This is a genomic window from Thiorhodococcus fuscus (genome assembly GCF_042682685.1).
In the GTDB taxonomy this organism is placed as follows: Bacteria; Pseudomonadota; Gammaproteobacteria; order Chromatiales; family Chromatiaceae; genus Imhoffiella; species Imhoffiella fuscus.
Window position 1 is genome coordinate 118,625 of the sequence record NZ_JBHUHX010000016.1, and the last position, 20,433, is coordinate 139,057.

At 62.6% G+C, this 20,433-nt stretch carries 15 protein-coding genes and 1 CRISPR repeat array; of the genes, 5 read left to right on the forward strand and 10 right to left on the reverse strand.

All coding sequences use genetic code 11. From position 1 onward, the window contains the following. Positions 1-59: 59 nt before the first annotated feature. Positions 60-1,541, reverse strand: coding sequence for a leucyl aminopeptidase (locus ACFSJC_RS08090; protein ID WP_386025519.1), 1,482 nt, complete (start codon positions 1,539-1,541; stop codon positions 60-62). A gap of 111 nt (positions 1,542-1,652) precedes the next feature. On the opposite strand from ACFSJC_RS08090, the gene lptG reads away from it, so the two are divergent. Continuing rightward, complete coding sequence (gene lptG / locus ACFSJC_RS08095) at positions 1,653-2,717, forward strand: LPS export ABC transporter permease LptG (protein ID WP_386025521.1); 1,065 nt, start codon at positions 1,653-1,655, stop codon at positions 2,715-2,717. A gap of 78 nt (positions 2,718-2,795) precedes the next feature. On the opposite strand, the gene ACFSJC_RS08100 is transcribed toward lptG, so the two are convergent. Continuing rightward, positions 2,796-3,260 carry an RDD family protein gene (locus ACFSJC_RS08100; RefSeq protein WP_386025523.1) on the reverse strand — a complete coding sequence of 155 codons (465 nt, stop codon included), beginning with the start codon at positions 3,258-3,260 and terminating at the stop codon, positions 2,796-2,798. 100 nt (positions 3,261-3,360) lie between these two features. Here ACFSJC_RS08100 and ACFSJC_RS08105 point away from each other — a divergent pair, with 100 nt between their 5' ends. Beyond that, positions 3,361-5,898 (forward strand): PAS domain-containing sensor histidine kinase, encoded by a 2,538-nt coding sequence (locus tag ACFSJC_RS08105; RefSeq protein ID WP_386025525.1) that lies wholly within the window; start codon positions 3,361-3,363, stop codon positions 5,896-5,898. A gap of 20 nt (positions 5,899-5,918) precedes the next feature. Continuing rightward, positions 5,919-6,536, forward strand: a complete 618-nt coding sequence (locus ACFSJC_RS08110; protein ID WP_007042353.1) for a response regulator transcription factor — start codon at positions 5,919-5,921, stop codon at positions 6,534-6,536. A gap of 193 nt (positions 6,537-6,729) precedes the next feature. Here the strand turns inward: ACFSJC_RS08110 and ACFSJC_RS08115 are convergent, their stop codons facing one another. The 6 genes from ACFSJC_RS08115 to ACFSJC_RS08140 all read right to left on the reverse strand — a co-directional run bounded on the left by ACFSJC_RS08115 (position 6,730) and on the right by ACFSJC_RS08140 (position 13,332). Continuing rightward, on the reverse strand, positions 6,730-7,449 hold the full coding sequence (locus ACFSJC_RS08115) for a class I SAM-dependent methyltransferase (protein WP_386025527.1): 720 nt from the start codon (positions 7,447-7,449) through the stop codon (positions 6,730-6,732). Beyond that, positions 7,446-8,675 (reverse strand): BtaA family protein, encoded by a 1,230-nt coding sequence (locus ACFSJC_RS08120; RefSeq protein WP_386025929.1) that lies wholly within the window; start codon positions 8,673-8,675, stop codon positions 7,446-7,448. The genes ACFSJC_RS08115 and ACFSJC_RS08120 overlap by 4 nt, the downstream gene beginning before the upstream one ends. Positions 8,676-8,889: 214 nt before the next feature. Then, on the reverse strand, positions 8,890-10,491 hold the full coding sequence (locus tag ACFSJC_RS08125) for a PepSY-associated TM helix domain-containing protein (RefSeq protein ID WP_386025529.1): 1,602 nt from the start codon (positions 10,489-10,491) through the stop codon (positions 8,890-8,892). A gap of 6 nt (positions 10,492-10,497) precedes the next feature. Next, positions 10,498-10,779 (reverse strand): hypothetical protein, encoded by a 282-nt coding sequence (locus ACFSJC_RS08130; protein WP_386025531.1) that lies wholly within the window; start codon positions 10,777-10,779, stop codon positions 10,498-10,500. Beyond that, positions 10,772-11,074 carry a hypothetical protein gene (locus tag ACFSJC_RS08135; RefSeq protein ID WP_386025533.1) on the reverse strand — a complete coding sequence of 101 codons (303 nt, stop codon included), beginning with the start codon at positions 11,072-11,074 and terminating at the stop codon, positions 10,772-10,774. Before ACFSJC_RS08135 ends, ACFSJC_RS08130 begins: the two co-directional genes overlap by 8 nt. A 137-nt stretch (positions 11,075-11,211) precedes the next feature. Next, positions 11,212-13,332, reverse strand: a complete 2,121-nt coding sequence (locus tag ACFSJC_RS08140) for a TonB-dependent receptor (protein WP_386025534.1) — start codon at positions 13,330-13,332, stop codon at positions 11,212-11,214. A gap of 581 nt (positions 13,333-13,913) precedes the next feature. On the opposite strand from ACFSJC_RS08140, the gene ACFSJC_RS08145 reads away from it, so the two are divergent. After that, positions 13,914-14,897 carry an aldolase catalytic domain-containing protein gene (locus ACFSJC_RS08145; protein WP_386025536.1) on the forward strand — a complete coding sequence of 328 codons (984 nt, stop codon included), beginning with the start codon at positions 13,914-13,916 and terminating at the stop codon, positions 14,895-14,897. A 2-nt stretch (positions 14,898-14,899) separates the two neighbouring features. Continuing rightward, a complete protein-coding gene (locus tag ACFSJC_RS08150; protein ID WP_386025538.1) occupies positions 14,900-16,189 on the forward strand; it encodes a citrate synthase in 1,290 nt (429 codons plus the stop codon). Between the two features lie 120 nt (positions 16,190-16,309). Then, positions 16,310-18,682: direct repeats of the CRISPR family, unit length 28 nt; unit sequence TTTCTGAGCTGCCTATCCGGCAGTGATG. A gap of 129 nt (positions 18,683-18,811) precedes the next feature. Here ACFSJC_RS08150 and cas6f read toward each other — a convergent pair. Together cas6f and csy3 are read right to left on the reverse strand one after the other, a co-directional pair. Continuing rightward, complete coding sequence (gene cas6f, locus ACFSJC_RS08155) at positions 18,812-19,375, reverse strand: type I-F CRISPR-associated endoribonuclease Cas6/Csy4 (RefSeq protein WP_386025540.1); 564 nt, start codon at positions 19,373-19,375, stop codon at positions 18,812-18,814. A 4-nt stretch (positions 19,376-19,379) separates the two neighbouring features. After that, the gene (gene csy3 / locus ACFSJC_RS08160) at positions 19,380-20,420 is read right to left on the reverse strand and encodes a type I-F CRISPR-associated protein Csy3 (RefSeq protein ID WP_386025542.1); all 1,041 of its coding nucleotides are present in this window, start codon (positions 20,418-20,420) and stop codon (positions 19,380-19,382) included. Between the last annotated feature and the right edge of the window lie 13 nt (positions 20,421-20,433).

The following is a 20,433-nucleotide window of genomic DNA, read 5'->3' on the forward strand; positions in this document are numbered from 1 at the left end:
CGTCACCACCTCATGCGATCCAGGCCCGATCCGGGAGATGGTGCGGCGCGGATCGCTGTTCAGGCGCGATCCAACAGCAATTGGGTCAAGAGCGCGACCGGGCGTCCGGTGCCGCCCTTTTCCTTGCCGGTCAGCCAGGTGATGCCGGCGATGTCCAGGTGTGCCCAGCGGTATTTCTTGGTGAAGCGGGAGAGGAAGCAGGCGGCGGTGATGGCGCCGCCGTCGCGGCCGCCGACGTTGGCTATGTCGGCGAAGTTGCTGTCGAGCTGGGATTGATAGTCGTCCCACAGCGGCATGCGCCAGGCGCGGTCGCCGGCCGTTTCGCCGGCGGCGAGGATCTCGGCGGCGAGCTTGTCGTCCTGGGTGAAGAGGCCGGCGGCGTGTTTGCCGAGCGCGACCACGCAGGCGCCGGTGAGGGTGGCCAGATCGATGACGATCCCGGGCTCGAAGCGCTCGCAATAGGTGAGTGCGTCGCAGAGGATGAGCCGGCCTTCGGCGTCGGTATTGAGGATCTCGATGGTTTGACCGGACATGCTGGTGACGATGTCGCCCGGCTTGTTGGCGTCGCCGTCGGGCAGGTTCTCGGAGGAGGGCACCACGCCGATCAGGTTGATCGGCAGCTCCAGCTCGCAGGCGGCCTGGACGGCGCCGAAGACGCTGGCTCCGCCGCACATGTCGTATTTCATCTCATCCATCTCGGCGGCGGGCTTGAGCGAGATGCCGCCGGCGTCGAAGGTCAGCCCCTTGCCGACGAGGACGATCGGCTTGTCGCCCGACTTGCCGCCCCGGTAGTGCATGCAGATCAGCTTGGCCGGCTGGCGGCTGCCGCGCGAGACCGAGAGCAGCGCACCCATGCCGAGCGAGGCCATCTGTTCCTCTTCGAGCACCTCGACCTGCAGCTCCTTGAAGCGGTTCGCGAGGTCGCGTGCGGTGTCGGCCAGATAGCTCGGTGTGCAGATGTTTCCGGGCAGGTTGCCCAATTCCTTGGCCAGGGAGATTCCGGAGGCCATGGCCGAGCCGTGTCGCGCGGCCAGCTCGGCGGCGGCGATCTCCTGTTTCTTGGGTACCCAGAGGGTCAGGCGCTTGAGCGGCGTCTTGAGCGGTTGCTTGTCGTCCTTGGTGCGGGTGTAGCGGTAGGCCTTGTCCTCTGCGGCGAGCACGACATCGCGCACGCTGGCGTAGGTGTCGGCCGGCAGCGGATCCGGTAGCGCGAGCACGGCATCTCTGGCACGGCTCTGTTGCAGTTGCGGGAAGAGACCGGCCAGCGCCTTGCGGAATGCGGCGCGGTCGAAGCCCTTCTTCTTTCCGAGACCCAGCAGCAGCACCCGGTCGGCAGAGATGTCGGGCAGGTCGTAGAGCATGAGGGTCTTGCCGACCTCGCCATCCATGTCGCCCTTCTTGAGGATGCTGGCGATCCGATTGCCGCTCTTGGCGTCGATGTCTTCCGCCACGCCGGATAGCTTGCTCTTCTCGAATACCCCGAGGACGAGGCATGGGGTCTTCAGCGTGGCGAGTTCGCCGGTCTTGATCTTGAATTCCATCGGGGGCTCCTAGCGGGTATCAGGGGAGGCGGACTCGCCTGCTCTGGTCGGCTCGAACAAATGTTAGGATGTCGATCATTTAGTCTACCGATATGATGCGCATAGGTCGAAGTGAGAATCCTCGATCGTTATCTTGCCTGGGCCGTGATCGGCGGAACCTTGCTGACGCTGGGTGTTCTGCTGCCGCTGTTGGGCGTCTTCATCCTCGCCGACGAGGTCGACTCGATCGGCGTGGAACGCTATAACCTGTTCCAGGCGCTGCTGTTCATGCTTTTGAGCCTGCCGCGCTACGCCTATCTCATCTTTCCGATCGCGACCCTGATCGGCGCACTGATCGGGCTCGGGACGCTGGCGAGTCGCTCCGAACTGGTGGCCATGCGGGCGGCAGGGATGTCGGTGTCTCAGGTCGTGCGGGCGGCCATGCTCGGTGGCGTGTTGTTGGCCGTTTTCGCCGTGGTGCTCGGCGAGTTGGTCGCCCCGGCTGCGGAGCAGCGCGGGATCGAGCTACGCCGTCAGGCCCTGTCGGGGGATGTGGCCCAGCGCACGCCGGACGGTTTCTGGGCGGTCGACAAGGGCTCCTACGTCAACATCCGCGAGATCCGTTCGGGAACCCGTCTGAGCGACATCTCCATCTATCGCATCGACGCCGCCCAGGGCACCCTCGTCGCGACCCGCGCCGAGGGTGCGCGCTATCGGGACGGGCATTGGATTCTGGAGAACATTGCCCGCAGCCGGGTCAGCTCCGCCGGGGTCGAGGTCGAGCGCATTGCGAAGGCCGGCTGGGATTCGATGCTGGATCCCGGGCTGCTCAAGGTGGTGGTGGCGGATCCGAACGCCTTGCCGGTCTGGGGACTCTACAAGTACATCCGCTTCATGTCGGTCAACAAGCAGGATGCCGGCCCCTATGAAGTGGCCTTCTGGAATAAGGTGCTGCACCCGGTCCTGACGCTCTCGATGATCCTGATCGCCATCCCGCTGCTGCTGGGCTCTTCGCGCAGCACCGGCATGGGACGACGGATCTTCGTCGGTATCATGGTCGGGATTCTCTACTACCTGGTGAGCCGGACGTTCGCCTATCTGTCCCTGCTGTTCGGGATGAATCCCTTTCTGGCGGCTATCGCGCCGCCCTTGCTCTTCATCTCGGGCGCGCTGTTGCTCTTGCGGCGCGTGGGGTGAGGGTCGGTCCGTCCTGTTCTCGTCTCGGACAGGAGGGCGGGCCGAGTCCCCAAGCGAAGGGCTTGGGGACGAGGGGCGTCAGGCGGATTTTTCCAGCATGACGAGCTGGGTGTGGGACTTACGGTCGTGCCAGGCCAAGCCGTCGCGGTCGAACAGGCTCCACCAGAGCCCGAGGCCGGCGGGCACGAAGCTGACGATCGACCAGGCGAAGCGCACGATGGCGGTGCCGAGACCCAGATTGGAGCCCTTGTCTCCGACCACCCGAATCCGCCAGGCGCGCATGCCCAGGGTCTGGCCGCCGTGGGTCCAGAAGTAGACGTAAAATGTGCCGATCACGGCCAGCAGATAGAGACGCAGGAGCAGAAGCGGCAGGGCCTCTTCGTAGATATGGTGCCCCGTGATGACCTCGTAGGGGATGACGACGACGGCGTTGGCCAGCATCAGCACGCCCAGCAGCAGCACGATGTCGTACAGGAACGCTCCCAGTCGTCTCGGGAGGGAGGGTTTATTGGCTTGGGAAAGGTCGAATTCCATGTTGCTCATAGTCGATCGGTTGATTAGGGATTAGCTTCAGGCGGAAGCGGCTATTTTGATTCGAATCACTATTAAACCATTTCTGTTCCGGCTTTTGCGACGGGTGCCTATGCCCTGGATCGCAATCTGTGTCGGTCTCGCCGCCGGGACGGCCATCTGGACCGTGCTGGATCAGATCCAGAGCAAGCAGGTCGACAAGATCTTCGGCCAGGAACTGGAGGCCCAGCTCGACCTGCGGGCGCGCGAGAGTCTCATCCGGTTCGACCGCTATCTGTCGAGCTATGCCGCCACGACACGCCTGCTTGCCAATCATCGCAAGCTCTCCGAATACCTGGAGCCCCTGTTCTGGTCGCGGGACGAGGCGGTGACGCCCGTCATCTATAAGGACTTCCGTCCGCTTTGGCTACCCGATTTTTTCGAGCGCGACGCACTCACCGCGCCAAGCCATGTGCTGCTGACCGATGCTCAGGGCCGGGTGCGCGAGATCTTTCAGCCGACCGCCGAGCCGGTTCCGCAGGAGATCGCCACTCAGGTCCCGACTCAGTATCTCGACGAGCGCGAGGTCCGCGCCGTGATCGACCGTTTCGACGATCGTCTCTATCTGCTCGCGAGCGACGCGGTGGAGGACGCCGGCGGATACGATATGGGCTATCTAGTGGTGTTGGTACCGGTCGGCGACGCCTTTATCGGCGCCTCGCAGCGCGGGCTCGACCTGGGGCGCGCGGCGGTCGCGCTGGTCGACAGCGACGATCAGCGTATCCTCGCCAGCGTGGATTCGAGCACGCTTCCGCCAGGCACCACCCTGGCCGATTGGAGCGACACCTATGTCATCACCTCCCAGTCGCTGCCCGAATACGAGGGTTCGGACTCCAATCTGCTGTTCGCGACCTTCGTGCCCCATGCCAGCGTGGAGAAGATGTCGCGCCACGTGCGCATCTTCGAGCGACGTCAGCGATTCTTCGCCGCCGCCGTGTTCGTGGTCGTTTTTACGGGCGTCATCTATCTGGTCTCCTCGCGCCTGAACAAGGTGCTCAAGCGCATGACCCGCTTCTCCCAGCGCGCGCTCGGTATCCCCGAGCCAGGCTTCCGGCGTGGCGGCAACCAGTTGGTTCTGCTGGAGGAATGGATCCAGCACTTCACGCAGCTGGTGATGGCGGCGCGCGAGGAGATGAGCCAGCGCCACCAGGCCGAAATGCGCGAGAGCGAGGCGCTCAAGGCGGCCGTGATGGAGGCATCGCTCGATGCCATCGTCACCCTGGATCGCTACGGCAAGGTCATCGAGTTCAATCCGGCCGCCGAGCGTCTCTTCGGCTTGGCCCGCACCTTCGCGATCGGCGCCATCTTTGCCGAGCGTTTCCTGCCCGATGTAGCTCAGGCGGCCTTCAAGCGTTTGCTCGATCGCTCGCGCCACCTGCATCGCGAGCCCTTGGGCCGGGGGGAACTCATCGCCCTGCGTGGAGATTACAGCGAGGTGCCGGTCGAGATCTCGATCGCGCCGATCGAACTGGAAGACGAGCATTTCCATACCCTCTACATCCACGACATCAGCAGCCGCAAGCGCGCCGAGCAGGAAATCAAGAGTCTGGCCCGCTTCGCCAGCGAGAGTCCCAATCCCATTCTACGCGTGAGCGCAGAGGGGCTGATCGTCTACGCCAACAACGCAAGCCGGCCGCTGCTGATCGCCTGGAGCGCGGATCCGGGCGAGTATCTGCCAGACGGCTGGGCTCGCGAAGTGGCGCAGGCGCTGGAGACCGGTCTGCCGCTGGAGCGTGAGCTGGATCTCTCGGGACAGGTCTATTCGCTGCTCCTCGCACCGATCCGCGATCTCGGCTACGTCAACATCTATGCCCGCGACATCACCGCCGTGCGTCGCGCCGAGCAGGAGTCGCGCCAGCACCAGGCCGAGCTTGTCCATGTCTGCCGTCTCAGCACCATGGGCGAGGTGGCGACCGGCATGGCCCATGAGTTGAACCAGCCGCTCTCCGCCATTGTCAACTACGCCAACGGCTGTACCCGTCGGCTTCAAGGCGGTGCCAGTCAGGCCGAGGAGCTGATCGGGGCGATGGGCCAGATCGCCGCCCAGGCCAAGCGGGCGAGCGAGATCATTCGCCGTTTGCGCGCCCTGGTCGGCAAGCAGCCCCCGATCCGAACCCAGGCCGACCTCAATCATCTGGTGCGCGAGGTTTGCTCCTTTCTCGAATTCGAGACCAGTCGGGTCGGTGTCCAGATCCAGCTCGATCTCCACGCCGAAGCGATCCCGGTGCGGGTCGATCTGGTTCAGGTCGAGCAGGTTCTGTTGAACCTGGTCGGAAACGCGCTCGATGCCCTGGAGGAGCGTCCCGAGTCCGAGCGCCATCTACGGATTCTGGCCCGCATGGAAGGCGACTTCGCCGAGGTTTTGGTGGAGGACAGCGGGCCGGGCATCGCGCCCGAGCGTCTGCCTATCCTCTTCGACGCCTTCGTGACCTCCAAGGAGAGCGGGATGGGGATGGGCTTGGCGATCAGCCAGACTATCGTCGAGAATCACGACGGTCGGATCTGGGCCGAGTCCGAGCTGGGACATGGTTCGACCTTCCATTTGACCCTACCGCTCTCGCTCGCCGCCAAGGATGTGGACGGCGACACGATCGAATCGCTGGAACCCTAAGCAAGACGACCCGGATGACAATGACTACCGATGCAACCGTATTCGTCGTGGACGACGACCAAGCCATGCGGACCTCGCTCCAATGGCTGATCGAATCGACAGGCATGTCGGTTCAGACCTACGACTCCGCCGATGCCTTTCTCGCCACCTATTATCCCGGTCGGGCGGGCTGTCTCTTGCTCGACGTGCGCATGCCCGGAATGACCGGGCTTGAGCTCCAGGCCTATCTGGCGCGCGAGGGCTATCGCCTGCCGGTCATCCTCATCACCGGTCATGGCGACGTGGCGATGGCGGTGAAGGCGATGAAGGCCGGTGCCGTCGATTTCATCGAAAAACCCTTTCACGACGAGGATCTGCTGCGCAGCATCCGGGGCGCGCTGGACTTCGATCAGAAGACCCGCGCCAGCCGCTCGACCAGGGCCGAGATCCTGATGCGTCTCGCCGAGCTCACCCCGCGCGAGCACGAGGTCATGGCCATGGTGACCGACGGCAAATCGAACAAGGAGATCGCCGCCGCGCTCGGCGTCAGCTCCAAGACCGTCGAGGCCCATCGCGCCCGCGTCATGGAAAAGATGCGCGCCGAATCGCTCGCCGAACTGGTGCGCATGGCCCTGATCGCCGACCCGGACGCGCTTTGAGTGTAGCCGCCAGCTGTCAGCTGTCAGCTGTCAGCCTCCCTCGTCACCAAGCAAAGCTTGGTGACGCCGCCTGGAAGTTCTGCTTCACGTAGGTGCGAATTTATTCGCATCTCAGGCGCTCGAAGTCCTGGTAGCTGGTAGCTGGTAGCTGGTAGCTGGTAGCTGGTAGCTGGTAGCTGGTAGCTGGTAGCTGTCAGTAGTCCTTGCGTCCGACGAAGACGTAGTAGGGCACCCGCATGCCGGGCAGGTAGGGGACGGGCGCGAGCCGTTCCTGCAACTGGTGGTTGGGGAGTAGTTCGCGCAACAGCCGCAGGTGCTCGGGACTCGGGCGCACGCCGTCGTGGGCGAACCAGCGTGGCCAGAAGAGGCGTGCGAGGCGTCCGTGTCGGACGTTTCCCGGACCGCCCGATGCGTCCGAGACATAGAAGTCCACTACCCCCAGACGCCCGCCCGGAGGCAGCATCTCGATGGCGTTGAGGATGGCCGCCCGCCAGTCCGGGATCATGGTCAGCGAGTAGGAGAAATAGACGCAGTCCGGCGGCGTCTCGGGGCGATAGCGGGTCGCATCGGCCTCGATCACGCGCACGTTCGTCATGTCCTTGGTGCGCGCGCGCGCCTGCTCCAGGAGCGCGGGACAGAGATCCACCAGCTCGACGCTGGCGAGCTCGCCCAGCCGCGCTCCGAAGGACATCAGATTGCTTCCGGTGCCTCCGCCCAGTTCCAGCACCCGCGCGCCGGGAGCCGGATCCAAGAGTTGCAGCAGCGCCTCGCGGCCTTGCAGCAGACGCTCGCGGAAGCGGTCGTAATCGCGCGCCTGCGGGGCGTAGAAGGCCTGTAGCCGTTCGGCGTGCGAGCCGCGTTTGGGCTGGCCGAGCAGCAGTCGTAGCAGAATGCGGGCGTCGTTCGCGATCATGCGCGCACGTCTGCGATGTGGAAGCCGGCGTAGGTATGGACCCGGTCGAGCATGGTCAGGCGCTGCGCCAACTCGGGATGGAACTCCAGCCGCTCGGTCAGACGGGTGCGCTGGGGACCCAGTTCGATGCGGTCCAGATAGCTGGGCGCGGCGTGGGCGCTGCGGAAGATGATGCGCGCGTCGCTACGCGCCCGGTCGAGGATGGCGGCCCATTCTTCCTCCAGCGCCTCCGGGTAGTAGGAACTCATCCAGTCCATGTGGTCGAGCAGCACGAATTTGGAGATGGACTCGTCCGTGCCGCGCAGGAAATCGGTCACGGTGGAGGTATGGATGCTGACGCGGTCGACCAGTCCGTCCTTGAGCGTGGCGAAGTTCTCGGGCTTGAGATATTCGGGACAGCAGTTCTCCGTATAGCGCCCACGCAGATAGACCGACCAGAAATAGTTGGTCGAGATGGGTAGCTGGCGGAAGACGTATTCGATCGAGTCGCGCACGAATCCGGCGACGCCGAGCGAATGCTGGGCCTGGACCTCCTTGCGCTGGGGATGGGGCACGCCGAGCATGCTCATGGTGAGCTGGCGCGACAGGGTCCAGTTGACGCTCGGGGTCCAGATGAGCGGCTGTACGCGCGTGTCGTAGATATGGCGCTGGTCGTCGAGCGAGTCGGTCTCGAAGAGTTCCCGCACGCTCCGGGCCAGACGCGGGCGCACCTTCAGATAGCCGTGGAAGACGCGCGCCACGATGCCGGAAAGCCCGTGGAAATAGAAGCTGCCGTTGGGGTTGCCGAACCAGGCCGCGCGTCGATCCCAGAAGGCGACCGCCTGTGGCGACAGCTCCTGGCGCAGCGCATCGAAATAGAGGTCGCGGAACGCTGGATGATAGCCGTGTCCGAAGACGGCGAAGAAATCGGCATGCTCCAGTCGACGGATGCCGGCCAGCTTGAGTTCCAGCAGGGCGTTCTGGCGCGGATTGGCATCGACGGCATGGATGCGATTGGGGCCGGTGAGTGCATAGTCCAGTACGTTGCAGCCGGCGCTGGTGATCACCAATAGGGTGTCGTCTGCGGTCAGGTCGAGGGCGAGCCGATCGACCGCCGGATCCTCCCAGCAGGTGTTGTAGACCAGCGCTCGCGAATAGATGGCATTGAAGACCTGCTGATCGATTCGATCGGCGAGCGTCGGTTTGGCCTTGGTGGCTGGAATGTTCAGGGGATGGCTCCTCGCGATGCTTGTTCCGGTGCATCGCGACTTGGGTTGGCGAAATCGCTCCAGCTTATTCCGGGTCTATGACGTCCTGATGGCTGTCGGAAGACCGTTGAATTGCCGCGTCATGTCGGAGTGATTGCGGCGGATTTAATGCATTGCCGGCGGCGATTCGGCGAGAGGTGCGCCGCGTTTTACGGGAGACTCTTTTCTGAGGATTGCCGCATCGCCGGATGGGTCAGCCCGAGTGGGGCGGGGCGTTTTGGGAGGTCGCCATCGGATCGGGTCGCGCCGATTGTTTGAAATGGCGCCAGGCCAGCCAGAGCAACGCGAATGCGCCGCAGAGTGCGATCCAGTCGACGCCAGGCATGGCGCCTCCATGGCGGGCGAGAAGACTCTGGCCGAGTTCAAGGTCCGACGCCTGCCAACTCGCCCATGGGATTGCCAGCGTCGCGACCGCGCAGAGCAGCAGCAGGGGCCTTGCGGCCTGCTCGGCGCCTCGCCGCCAGGCCCAGGCGATCGCGCCGAGGAAGCAGAGGTAATAGGCCGTCCAGAGCCAGGGTTGCGGATGCGTCACATGGCCATGGAGCAATTTGCCAAGCGCGATCGCAACCGACAAACCGCCGATGCACCCCAGTATGCCGCCGGTCGTGAGCGCCTCCATGGCGCGAAGCGAGCGTGTCGGCCCGCTTGCTCCGTCCCGTGCGTGCGCGCGCCGTCGGCTCTCGATCCAGAGCCAATTGCCAGAGTAGAAGAGAAAGGCGCCCGCCAGAGCGAGAAGGAAATAGCTCCAGCGCACGGGTTCACCGCCAAAGGTGCCGAAGTGCAGCGCGAAAAAGGCCGCCACGATGGCTCCCCACGTCCCCTGTCGTCCCGGCAGATAGTCCGTGTTGAGGATCGCGCCGGAGACCGGACTCGATACGAGGAAGCCGTGCGCGCGGACCAGATGACGGGGATCCTCGCCCAGGATGACGGCCATTGCGCCCTCTGTGCCCGGGTTGCGGTACTGGATCGCCGTCGGTTCGAAACCCGGGGCGAACGCGCGGACGCGCGCGAGCAGGTCGGCAGGCGGCAGCATGTCCGCCGGACGCGCGTCCGGCGCGACGACGGTATATGGATTGGCCGCCTGCAGGATGGGACGTACCTGCCCTCCGTAGACCGTTCGATCCAGACTCGCATAGATCGAATCGTGCAGCCCGAACACGACCGCCGTGAGGGCAATGGCCAGATGAAACGGTAGGCTGGCGATGCCGACGACATTGTGTCCGTCCAGCCAGGCACGCTTGGGATTTCTCTCAAGCCGCAGCGCCAGCAGATCCTTGCGTGCCGAAGGCAGCCAGACGATGAACCCGGAGACGAGCGCGATCACATAGAGCGCACTGACGATGCCCATGACCAGCGAGCCGAATTCCAGTCCGCCCGGCAGTCCGGCGGTGCGGTGGATATGGTCGACCAGATCGCCGATATCCTTGGCGCCGCGTTCGGTCACCGACAGCGCGCCCTCTCCATCCAGGGTCGCCGTCCATTGCGAGCGCGCGTCTTGATCCTGGTGCCAGGATAGGTAGACGCTCGGATCGGAGGTCCGGCCCAGATGCAGCGTGAAGGTGTGGCGCGCATCCGCGCGTTCGGCGAGCGTGCGGGCGATCAGCGTCTCGGCCTGATCGAAGGCGGTCGTGGGGATCGGCTGCCCTGCGGCCGTCCAGTGCGACAGCGGCTCCTTGAACACGGTCAAGGCTCCCGCGTAGAAGGCGATGAACAGGGCCAGGCCGGCAAGGATACCCACCCAGCTATGGACGATTTTGTAGATGCGGAGGATCTCCGCAGGCACGATGCGACTCACGTGTTCTCACCCAGCGAGATGCTGGCACAGCCGGAATCCGGCGAATGCCAGCAGGTTGACCGCGCCCAGCCATGCCCAGGCATGCCAGCCGCTGCGAAACAGGTAGACCAGGCTCAGAACGCCCAGCCAGATCGGAGCCACGCTCCACATGACGAATTGGAGCTTGTGCGCGTCCTTCGGCCCTTGCCCGGAGCAGGCGATGATCCCGGCAACGGCGAAGGCCAGACTCCCGCCGAGCACCAGGCCCGCCAGCGTCTTGCCAACCCAGTCTCTTCTGATCTCAGACATCGGATGATCGCGCCTCGGCAGCGCTACGCCACAGTGCCGCCACGACCGGCAGCAGAATGAAACTGATCATGCTCACGGTGAGAAGGGTGAAGCACGCGGTCGCCGGCCGCTGCGTCGCCATCCAGCAGCACCAGGCAAGCAGCAGCAAGCCCATCGCCTGGACGCGGCTGCGCGCACCGGACAGCGGTCGCGCTAAGAACTGCTGACGCGCGAGTCCCAAATAAAACCCGGTGGCGCCCAAAACGGTCGCCACCAGCGCGATCCCCTGCGTGAGGGTTTCCAGGATGACAGGCAAGGGGGTTCTCCAGGGATACCGGACCATTGTTCGCGACGTTCGCGAAGCGCCAGATGCGGTCAAGAATGAATCCTGTTTTTCGCCGTGCCCGCGCCCGTTTCGGCCGGACGGGGGCGCGGCGATCGACAGAGCCTCGTCTAGAAATAGAACTCCACCGATGCGCCGATCAGTCGCGGTTGCTGCAGGGTCGGCGAGCTGGTGTCGTTGTCGACCACGAGTATCCGGCTGTCGTCATCGAAGAGATTGTTGGCGAACAGGGTGGCGCGCCCGTTCCTGAAGTTGTAGGCGAGTTGGACATTGGCGAGCCAGTAGGCGGAGATCTCGCCGTCCGGGTCGTTGTCGTACTCCGAGTAATAGGAATCGGAGTAGCGCACCGTGCCGCTGAGTTCGAAGCCATGGCCGAGCACGTAGGTCGCGCCCATGCTGGCGGTGAAATCTGGAGCGCGCGGCAAGACGTTGCCCTCGATCCCGCTATTGGAGAAGCGCTTGATGTCGGTCTTCAGCAGGCCGATGGAGCCGAACAGATCCAGATCCGAGATCGGGCGCCAGCGCGCACCGACTTCAGCGCCATAGGTCTCCACCTTGTCGGCGTTGCGCACGACCGTCGAGCCCGAGGCGAGCGAGTAGGGCAGCTGCATGTCGCTGTAGTCGTTGAAGAAGACATTGGACGTCAGCTCGAGTCGCCCGCCATCGAGGCGTTGGCGGCTATAGAGTTCATAGTTCCATACGTGCTCTTCATCGAAGGCGTAGTTGACGATGGGGGCCGCAAAGGTGATGCCCGCGCCGCCGGGGTTGTAGCCGCCCGCGATCTTGGCGCCCAGTGTCAGGTCCTGTTTGGGCGTCCAGGCGACATCGAGCTTGGGTAGGAAGACCTCGTAGACCTCGTCGAAATCGACCGTGATGCTACTGCTGCCGCCCACGCGCTCGCGATGTTCGCGCTCGAAGCGTCCCGCTAAGGTGACGTCCAGGCTCGGGTGCAGCGCATAGGTCAGCTCGGCATAGGCAGAGGCGGTCTCGGTCTTGTCGTCGAAGACGTTCTCTCCGTAATAGGACGAGAGATAGACCGATTCATCCTGTTTGGAGCTGAAATAGCGCACTCCAGCGAGTCCTCTGAGCCTGCCGTCCATGCCCTTGAAATGCACCCGGGGCTCGATCTGAAACTCCTCGCCGTCGATGTTCGCCGTCGGCAGGCCGGCATAGGCGAGACGCTCGGTGCTGAAATCGGTGTAAGTCAGGGTATTCTCGAATCGCAATCCATCGTCGACATCCAGAGACATATCCCAGGCGCCGCTGGTCGAACGGTTTGCAAATACCGGTCGGTAATTGCTGTAGCGGCTGCTTTGCCCGGCAGGGGCGATCTGTGCCTCGCTTTGGGGGGCGTGGGTGTCGTAGTAGGTTACCGACAGCATGGTGGACAGCCCCGGCAGACGCTCGGGCTCATAGAGGAGTTTGGCGCGGGCGGTACTGGTCTCGACCTCGCGCGGATCGCCCACCGGCGCGTAGGATTCCATGTCGACATAACTGGTGCGCTTCTGCCGATCGACGCTGAGCCGAAACGCCAGCTCGTTTTCCAGCAGTGGCCCGGAGAGCGCTGCGGCTGTCTGCGAGAAATCCTGCTCGCCCAGGGATCCCTTCACCGCCCCCTCCCAGTGGAAGGTCGGTTTCTTGGTCGTCATGATCACGGCGCCGGCGATGGCGTTGCGCCCTTGGATGTAGCTTTGCGGGCCACGGTAGATCTCCACCTGATCGACGTCCCAAAGGGAGCGCAGCCCGAAGGCGAGTTCGTTGTAGGTGAGCGCGCGCCCGTCGATCGACAGGTTCAGGCGTGGACGCGTACCGCTCAGAAAGGCGTAGGCGCCCGTCACCGGTCCCGACCCATCGATGCCTCGCACCGTGGGAAGTTCGTTGCCGATGCCGGTGTCGACCACGTTCGGCGTCTGTTGCAGCAAATCCTGCACGCCATCGGTATGGGGCAGGGCATCCAGGCGCGCCGAGTCGTAGACCTCAACGCTGGAGCTGGTGTCCTCGATCGCACGGGTCACCTTTTCTCCGGTGACCAGTATTTTCGAGAGAACGACGGATGCGTTTTCCCCCGTCCGCTCGGAGAGGGGGTCCTGCGGCTCGTCCGCCGCTTGAACCTCGGTTCCGGCCAACGCCCCGGCCAACAGCGCCGGGATCATCCCGCAGGCGGTATGCGCGTGCCACCATCCGCTGTTGGGACGGTCGCGCCGCATCTGTCTGCTCAACGTACTGCTCATCGAAAAGGCTCCCATCGATTTGCTCAAAATCTGGACTGAAACGCGTTGTCGACATCCGGTTTGCCGCATGTTTCGGCTAAGGCGACAAGCGCCAACGCGCATAGGCGCAGGATCAAGGGGCAGTCAAACATCCATCCTCGATCCAGGCAGAAGGGGCGCGCGAGATAGCCGGCCAATCCCTAGGTGCCTCGAATCATCGACCTTGGGAGGCGGAGAGGTTCTTCGGGGCGGGGTGGTATCCAGGTTGATGGGAGGGAAATTACCGCTTTCAGATCTAAATGTAAACCGTTCTTAATTGCGATTGAGGCTTTTGGTTCGCATCGCGTCCCACAGAGCAGGACGGGGTCGTGCTGGACATGCCGCAGGGTAGGGCCGGAATCCCGGCGGCGGTCGTATCGCCGGTCGGGTCTGTTCGCTCGATGGCCATCGTTGCCGTTGACGCATGGTCCGCCGGCCCTTCAGCGAGCATCGGGCGCAATGTTGTCAACTCCTCGTTAAGTCGAGGTGGGAGGTATTTGCCCGGACAATGGTTTTGGCCTCAAAATGGCGAATCGATCAATAGATTTCGCGGAGAGCCGCCCATGTCCGACAAAGCCCCCTGGATCACCTTTCGACCCGAACTCAAGGTGCTCGATTGCACCGTGCGGGACGGGGGCCTGGTGAACGCCCATCAATTCAGCGACGAATTTGTGGCTGCGGTCTATCACGCTTGCGTCGATGCGGGCATCGACTACATGGAGATCGGCTACAAGAACTCTCCGAAGACCTTCCCGAAGGAGAAGTTCGGTCCTTGGCGTCACTGCGACGAGTCGGATCTGCGCCGCGTGGTCGGCGATCACGATCCCGAGAAGACCGGGCTCAAGCTCGCCGCCATGGCCGACGCCGGCAAGAGCGACTGGGAGACCCAGATCGTGCCGGCGGCCGAGAGTCCGCTGTCCATGATCCGCGTCGCCTTCTACGCCCATCAGGTGTCCGAGGCGGTGGACATGATCCGCCACGCCCATGAACTCGGCTACGAGACCACCGCCAACCTCATGGCCGTCTCGAACATCACCGAGGAAGAGATCGATACGGTGCTGGATGCCATCGCCCCGACGCCGGCCACCACCATGGTCATCGTCGACAGCTTCGGCTATCTCTACCGCGAGCAGATCGACCGGCTCTACCGCAAATACGCAGGCGCACTCGAAGGCACCGGCAAGGAGATCGGCATCCACGCCCACAACAATCTCCAGCTCGCCTTCGCCAACACCATCGAGGCCATCATTCTCGGCTGCAATCGGGTCGACGCCACCCTGTTCGGCTTTGGACGTGGCGCCGGCAACTGCCACACCGAGCTGCTGCTCGGCTTCCTGCGCAATCCCAAGTTCGAGATGCGCCCGGTGATCGATGTCATCCAGAACTACATCATGCCGCTGCGCAAGGATCTCGACTGGGGACCGTCCATTCCCTACAACATCACCGGGCAGCTCAACCAGCACCCGCGCAGCGCGATCGAGTGGCGCGAGGGTGCGACCCCCGACGATTTTCTGGGCTTTTACGACAAAGTGGTGGCGGAGATCTAGCCATGTCCGACGACGCGATCCTGATCCTGGACGGCCAGCAATACCCATTTCCCGTATATGAAGGCACCGAGGGCGAGCGTGCCATCGACATCCAGGATCTGCGAGCGCGTACCGGGCACATCACGCTCGACCCTGGCTATGGCAATACCGGCAGCTGCCAGAGCGCCATCACCTTCATCGATGGCGAGCGGGGGATCCTGCGCTATCGCGGGATCCCCATCGAGCAGTTCGAGCAGGCGCCCAACTTCGTCGAGGTCGCCTGGCTGCTCATCTTCGGCCATCTGCCCAACCCCGAGGAATACAAACTCTTCTCGGAGCAACTGACCGCCAGCGCCAACCTCGACGAGAGCATGAAGCACCACTTCGAGGGCTTCCCGCGCTCGGCGCCGCCCATGGCCATCCTCTCGGCCATGATCAACGCCCTGTCCTGTTTCCACCCCGAGTATTTCGAGCTGGAAGGCGAGGATCACTTCCGCGCCGCCGCCGCAGGGCTCATCAGCAAGATCCGCACGATCGCGGCCTACGCCTACCGTCACTCCGTCGGCCAACCTTACATCTACCCCAATCCGGCGCTGCGCTACGTGCCGAATTTTCTGCACATGATGTTCTCGCAGCCCTATGCCGAGCACGAATGCGATCCCGTCGTGCGCGACGCCATCAACCTCATCCTGCTGCTGCACGCCGATCACGAGCAGAACTGCTCCACCTCCACGGTGCGCATGGTCGGCTCCAGTCAGGCCAACCTCTTCGCCTCCTGCGCGGCCGGCGTCTGCGCGCTCTGGGGACCCCTGCACGGCGGGGCGAACGTCGCCGTTCTGGAAATGCTGGAGCAGATACACAAGGGCCAGATCAGTCCCGAGGAGTACGTGCGCCTGGCCAAGGACCGCGACAGCAAGGTGCGCCTGATGGGCTTCGGCCACCGGGTCTACAAGAACTTCGACCCGCGCGCCCGAATGCTGGGCAAGGTCGCCGAGCGTCTGCTGCCGACCCTCGGCGTCAAGGATCCGCTGCTCGACATCGCCCGCAAGCTCGAAGAGATCGCCCTGGAAGACCCCTATTTCGTCGACCGCAGGCTCTATCCCAACGTCGACTTCTACAGCGGCATCATCATGCGCGCTATCGGCATCCCGACCAACATGTTCACCGTCATGTTCTCGATCGGACGCCTGCCCGGCTGGATCGCCCACTGGTGGGAGCAGTCGCAGACGCAGGGCAACAAAATCGCCCGCCCGAGACAGATTTACGTCGGAGCAGGCGTCACCGACCATGTGCCCAAGGACGAGCGGGCGTAGGTGAGTGCTGATGGATCGCTTCCCTGTTTTTTGAGTGAAGGGAAGCGATTCGGGGCGATGGAGTGCAGCTGCCTGTCCGGCAGTGAAGACGCCATTGGCGGCCGAGCGCGCCGATTGCGATTTCTGAGCTGCCTGTCCGGCAGTGATGAAGCGGCGGAAGGGGACGGACGCGCAGCGCGATTTCTGAGCTGCCTATCCGGCAGTGATGAGCAGCAGGACGCGGCGATTCGAGAGATCGCCTTTCTGAGCAGCCTATCCGGCAGTGATGTATCCGCGCGACAGCTACCCTCGCCTCGAATCTTTCTGAGCTGCCTATCCGGCAGTGATGCTCTTCGGCGCGCGGCCATCAAGCGAATCCTGTTTCTGAGCTGCCTATCCGGCAGTGATGGCCATGGCCGCGCGTCCCGAGCGCCTTCAAAATTTCTGAGCTGCCTATCCGGCAGTGATGTGATCGGCATCAGCCAGTCTCGCCGGCCAGGTTTTCTGAGCTGCCTATCCGGCAGTGATGACGCCTCCGGGCGCGGCATCCGCGCCGCGCGATTTCTGAGCTGCCTATCCGGCAGTGATGGGTGACGATCTCGACTTCTTTGAATCGCGACTTTTCTGAGCTGCCTATCCGGCAGTGATGAGACGGTTTTGTCGATCGTTAGCGTCGTCCAGTTTCTGAGCTGCCTATCCGGCAGTGATGGTGAATGTTTGGCATGGCGATCTCTTCTCTCATTTCTGAGCTGCCTATCCGGCAGTGATGATCACGGCTCGGTTGATGGATATTGCCCCGGTTTTCTGAGCTGCCTATCCGGCAGTGATGAGCAAGATGGGCGACGCGGCGGATCGCGTGCATTTCTGAGCTCTGCCTATCCGGCAGTGATGGCGCGGCGCGCCTTGGATGTAGAGCCGTCCCTTTTCTGAGCTGCCTATCCGGCAGTGATGACCGTCTATATCCGCTACGACGAGGCCGACCTTTTCTGAGCTGCCTATCCGGCAGTGATGTGTTTTCGCAGACGGACAGACGCCGACGAAGTTTTCTGAGCTGCCTATCCGGCAGTGATGATGAGGCGATCCCTAAAGCTCATTCACTGGCATTTCTGAGCTGCCTATCCGGCAGTGATGGAGAGAAATGCTGGGCTGGCCAAGATGTGCGATTTCTGAGCTGCCTATCCGGCAGTGATGCCCCAGACCAACACCATTCGTTATGCGCGGGTTTTCTGAGCTGCCTATCCGGCAGTGATGACCAAACGGGTATCGCAAGCTTTTGGCCGATATTTCTGAGCTGCCTATCCGGCAGTGATGGGACCGGACAGCTCGAGCAGTCGCTCGGCTGGTTTCTGAGCTGCCTATCCGGCAGTGATGTCGCCGCCATCTCGCCCTGATCTTCGAGCATGATTTCTGAGCTGCCTATCCGGCAGTGATGTCTATTTCTTCTTTCCCCCTAACAGCGAAATATTTCTGAGCTGCCTATCCGGCAGTGATGCGATCCGTTTCTGGGTTGATCCAGCGGCGCATTTTCTGAGCTGCCTATCCGGCAGTGATGCAGATGAATGAAACGATGATTGCGGGCCACTATTTCTGAGCTGCCTATCCGGCAGTGATGCTGCTGCGACACTACGCTCGATGGATCCCTGGTTTCTGAGCTGCCTATCCGGCAGTGATGGTCCGTCGCCGCAGCCAGCGTGACAGTTCCAATTTCTGAGCTGCCTATCCGGCAGTGATGAATGCTCGCCCACTTCATGCAGGGCTCTGCAATTTCTGAGCTGCCTATCCGGCAGTGATGAAACACCCGGTGCGGGTTCGTTTTTCTGACGATTTCTGAGCTGCCTATCCGGCAGTGATGATGGAACCGGTTCAGCTGGGCGCCGGTGCGGTTTTTCTGAGCTGCCTATCCGGCAGTGATGCTGCCGGACGCATGGCCAAGACTTCTCGACGATTTCTGAGCTGCCTATCCGGCAGTGATGACGGACAGCTGCACGGAATCCCGCGCCCTGACTTTCTGAGCTGCCTATCCGGCAGTGATGACGATGGGCTCTCGCGCCTCTGGCTGCACACATTTCTGAGCTGCCTATCCGGCAGTGATGTCGCTGATTTACGCACTGACCCGGCCACTGGATTTCTGAGCTGCCTATCCGGCAGTGATGAGACAGCAAGACGGTCGTGATGCAGAAGATCAATTTCTGAGCTGCCTATCCGGCAGTGATGGTCGACCAGCGAAGCGACCGTGTGCTCGGTCATTTCTGAGCTGCCTATCCGGCAGTGATGGCGCGTCGATCAGCTCTTGATATGTTGCTACTTTTCTGAGCTGCCTATCCGGCAGTGATGGCGATGCCCCCCGAGGCGCGCGAGCGTTTGATTTTCTGAGCTGCCTATCCGGCAGTGATGGACCTCGTGCGTGAAATGCCTGAAAGCTATCATTTCTGAGCTGCCTATCCGGCAGTGATGCGGGTGATCGGCGATGGTGCGTTTGTGCCGGATTTCTGAGCTGCCTATCCGGCAGTGATGTAGGTCTAATTTCAGGTACAGCTAAGATTCATAAGACATTTTCTCGGATTTGAGGATAGCCACCATTCTTTTCTGGTCGGCTGCAAGAGGTTGATTTATCTGCCTCTTGCAGACAGCCCCAGAAAAGGGTCAGAACCACGGGACCGGTGTTGAATTGCTCAAGCCGTAGGTGTTGAACGACCATTTTTCTGTCGCGGAGATTGGCGGCCCAAGCTCTAGGAACAATGGGAAGCGTTGTCCCGTGCTCGTGCTGCTAAGCGTCACGAAAGGAATTCGTACTCTGGCACCTTTATCGTTAGGGATGCGGTCAAGTGCCTGTTGTTCGGTCAATCCGTGCCGTCGCATTTGGCGACGTCTGAGTCGGTCGGGACTGCTCTTGACCTGAATGCGTCGCAGCGGACGATGGGCCGCATTCGCGGGGATCGGCGCGATGGGTTTGACCTCCGTATGATCTCGCATCCCTTTGAGCCATGGATTCTCCATCAGTCGAGTCAAATCAGGCTCCGGCCCTAGCAATCGCAGCGTATTACCCAGCGTAGGCGGGGTTTCCCTGTAGCCAGGGAAGCTCACGCCAATCGTGCAGGCTTGCACCTCGACCAGTAGACGGTGCAGTTTGGTGAACAGCGCTCCCATCAACAGGTGCTCTGGAAATTCCGGATCCGGCAGCAGGCGGATGTCGACGTAGTGCAGCATGGCTTCAATCCTTTCCGGCCTCGCCAAACACGCCGCCACGAACCAGGATGGCCATCACGAAATGTTGCTGATCCGGTGGTGGGGCCTTGTCCTTCAGCAGCCATCCATCGAGCAGGTTGTAGAAGTCGAGCTTGTCCGTGGGTTTGCGGCAGGCCTTGCCGAGTGTCGTGACCGAGCCGTAGGGTTCCACGGCGATCGGGCCGAGTGTGTCTGCTTCCGAGTGCCAGGTGTCGATGGTTCGCAGTGCGTTGCCCAGCTTCTGGGAGTGAATGCCCGCGATGCCTTGGACGTCGTAGAGGGTCTTGCTCTTCTTGCTAGTGGCCTTGTCGAGGATCAGTTCCTGCGAGGGATAGACCTCTTGCCCCGCGCCGATGCGGGCGAACGCTGTGACCTGTAGGAGCACATGGCCCTTACCGGCTAGACCGGTCGTGATGACATCGGCCAGGCTGTTGATGTCCTTTTCGACACCATTGGGCGTCTGGAAGTCGCGCAGTGAGAGCTGAAGGGCATCGAACGTCCAACTCGTTTTGGGCTGTCCCTTCTCCAAATGCTGGATACGTACCTCTACTTGCTCGGCCCCGATACGGTTGCGCCACAGAAAGCGGGCGTTGGCGAGATTGTGGGCATAGCGTCGGCCTAGCTCGCCGAATCCGTTGGCGTCGACGTAGCCTTGAACTGTGCTCAGCAGCTTCGTTTGGTACGCGGCGTTGTTGCAGGCCGAAGGCCGCCCAGTCCCACCGAGGATGCGTAAGGTGAAGCCGACCCTGAGCGTGTCTGCGTCGGCTGGCAGCGTGGCTACATCCACGGTTTGCAGGTTGGGATTTTCGATGGCGGCGTCGAGTTTTGCCGGGTCCTGATCCTTGGTCTTGAGTCGGTTCGAGATGGTGCCTCTGACAGATTTCTCGCGCAGCGTGACCGGCTTCCACGCGGTGGTGTCGTCTCGCCCATCCCAATTGCCGGCGTGGAAGAGTCCATCGGATGGATCCAGTTTTCGCTCGAACGCGAGCACTGAGGCGGTCTTGAGGGCGTTGTCTGTGCTGGCCATGGGGCGTCTCTCC

Bases quoted from the DNA above. Each gene is read 5' to 3' on its own strand.
- csy3 (WP_386025542.1), bottom strand. From the start codon at position 20,420: ATGGCCAGCACAGACAACGCCCTCAAGACCGCCTCAGTGCTCGCGTTC.
- ACFSJC_RS08145 (WP_386025536.1), top strand. From the start codon at position 13,914: ATGTCCGACAAAGCCCCCTGGATCACCTTTCGACCCGAACTCAAGGTG.
- cas6f (WP_386025540.1), bottom strand. From the start codon at position 19,375: ATGCTGCACTACGTCGACATCCGCCTGCTGCCGGATCCGGAATTTCCA.
- ACFSJC_RS08090 (WP_386025519.1), bottom strand. From the start codon at position 1,541: ATGGAATTCAAGATCAAGACCGGCGAACTCGCCACGCTGAAGACCCCA.
- ACFSJC_RS08100 (WP_386025523.1), bottom strand. From the start codon at position 3,260: ATGAGCAACATGGAATTCGACCTTTCCCAAGCCAATAAACCCTCCCTC.
- ACFSJC_RS08115 (WP_386025527.1), bottom strand. From the start codon at position 7,449: ATGATCGCGAACGACGCCCGCATTCTGCTACGACTGCTGCTCGGCCAG.
- ACFSJC_RS08150 (WP_386025538.1), top strand. From the start codon at position 14,900: ATGTCCGACGACGCGATCCTGATCCTGGACGGCCAGCAATACCCATTT.
- ACFSJC_RS08105 (WP_386025525.1), top strand. From the start codon at position 3,361: ATGCCCTGGATCGCAATCTGTGTCGGTCTCGCCGCCGGGACGGCCATC.
- ACFSJC_RS08130 (WP_386025531.1), bottom strand. From the start codon at position 10,779: ATGTCTGAGATCAGAAGAGACTGGGTTGGCAAGACGCTGGCGGGCCTG.
- ACFSJC_RS08110 (WP_007042353.1), top strand. From the start codon at position 5,919: ATGACTACCGATGCAACCGTATTCGTCGTGGACGACGACCAAGCCATG.
- ACFSJC_RS08140 (WP_386025534.1), bottom strand. From the start codon at position 13,332: ATGAGCAGTACGTTGAGCAGACAGATGCGGCGCGACCGTCCCAACAGC.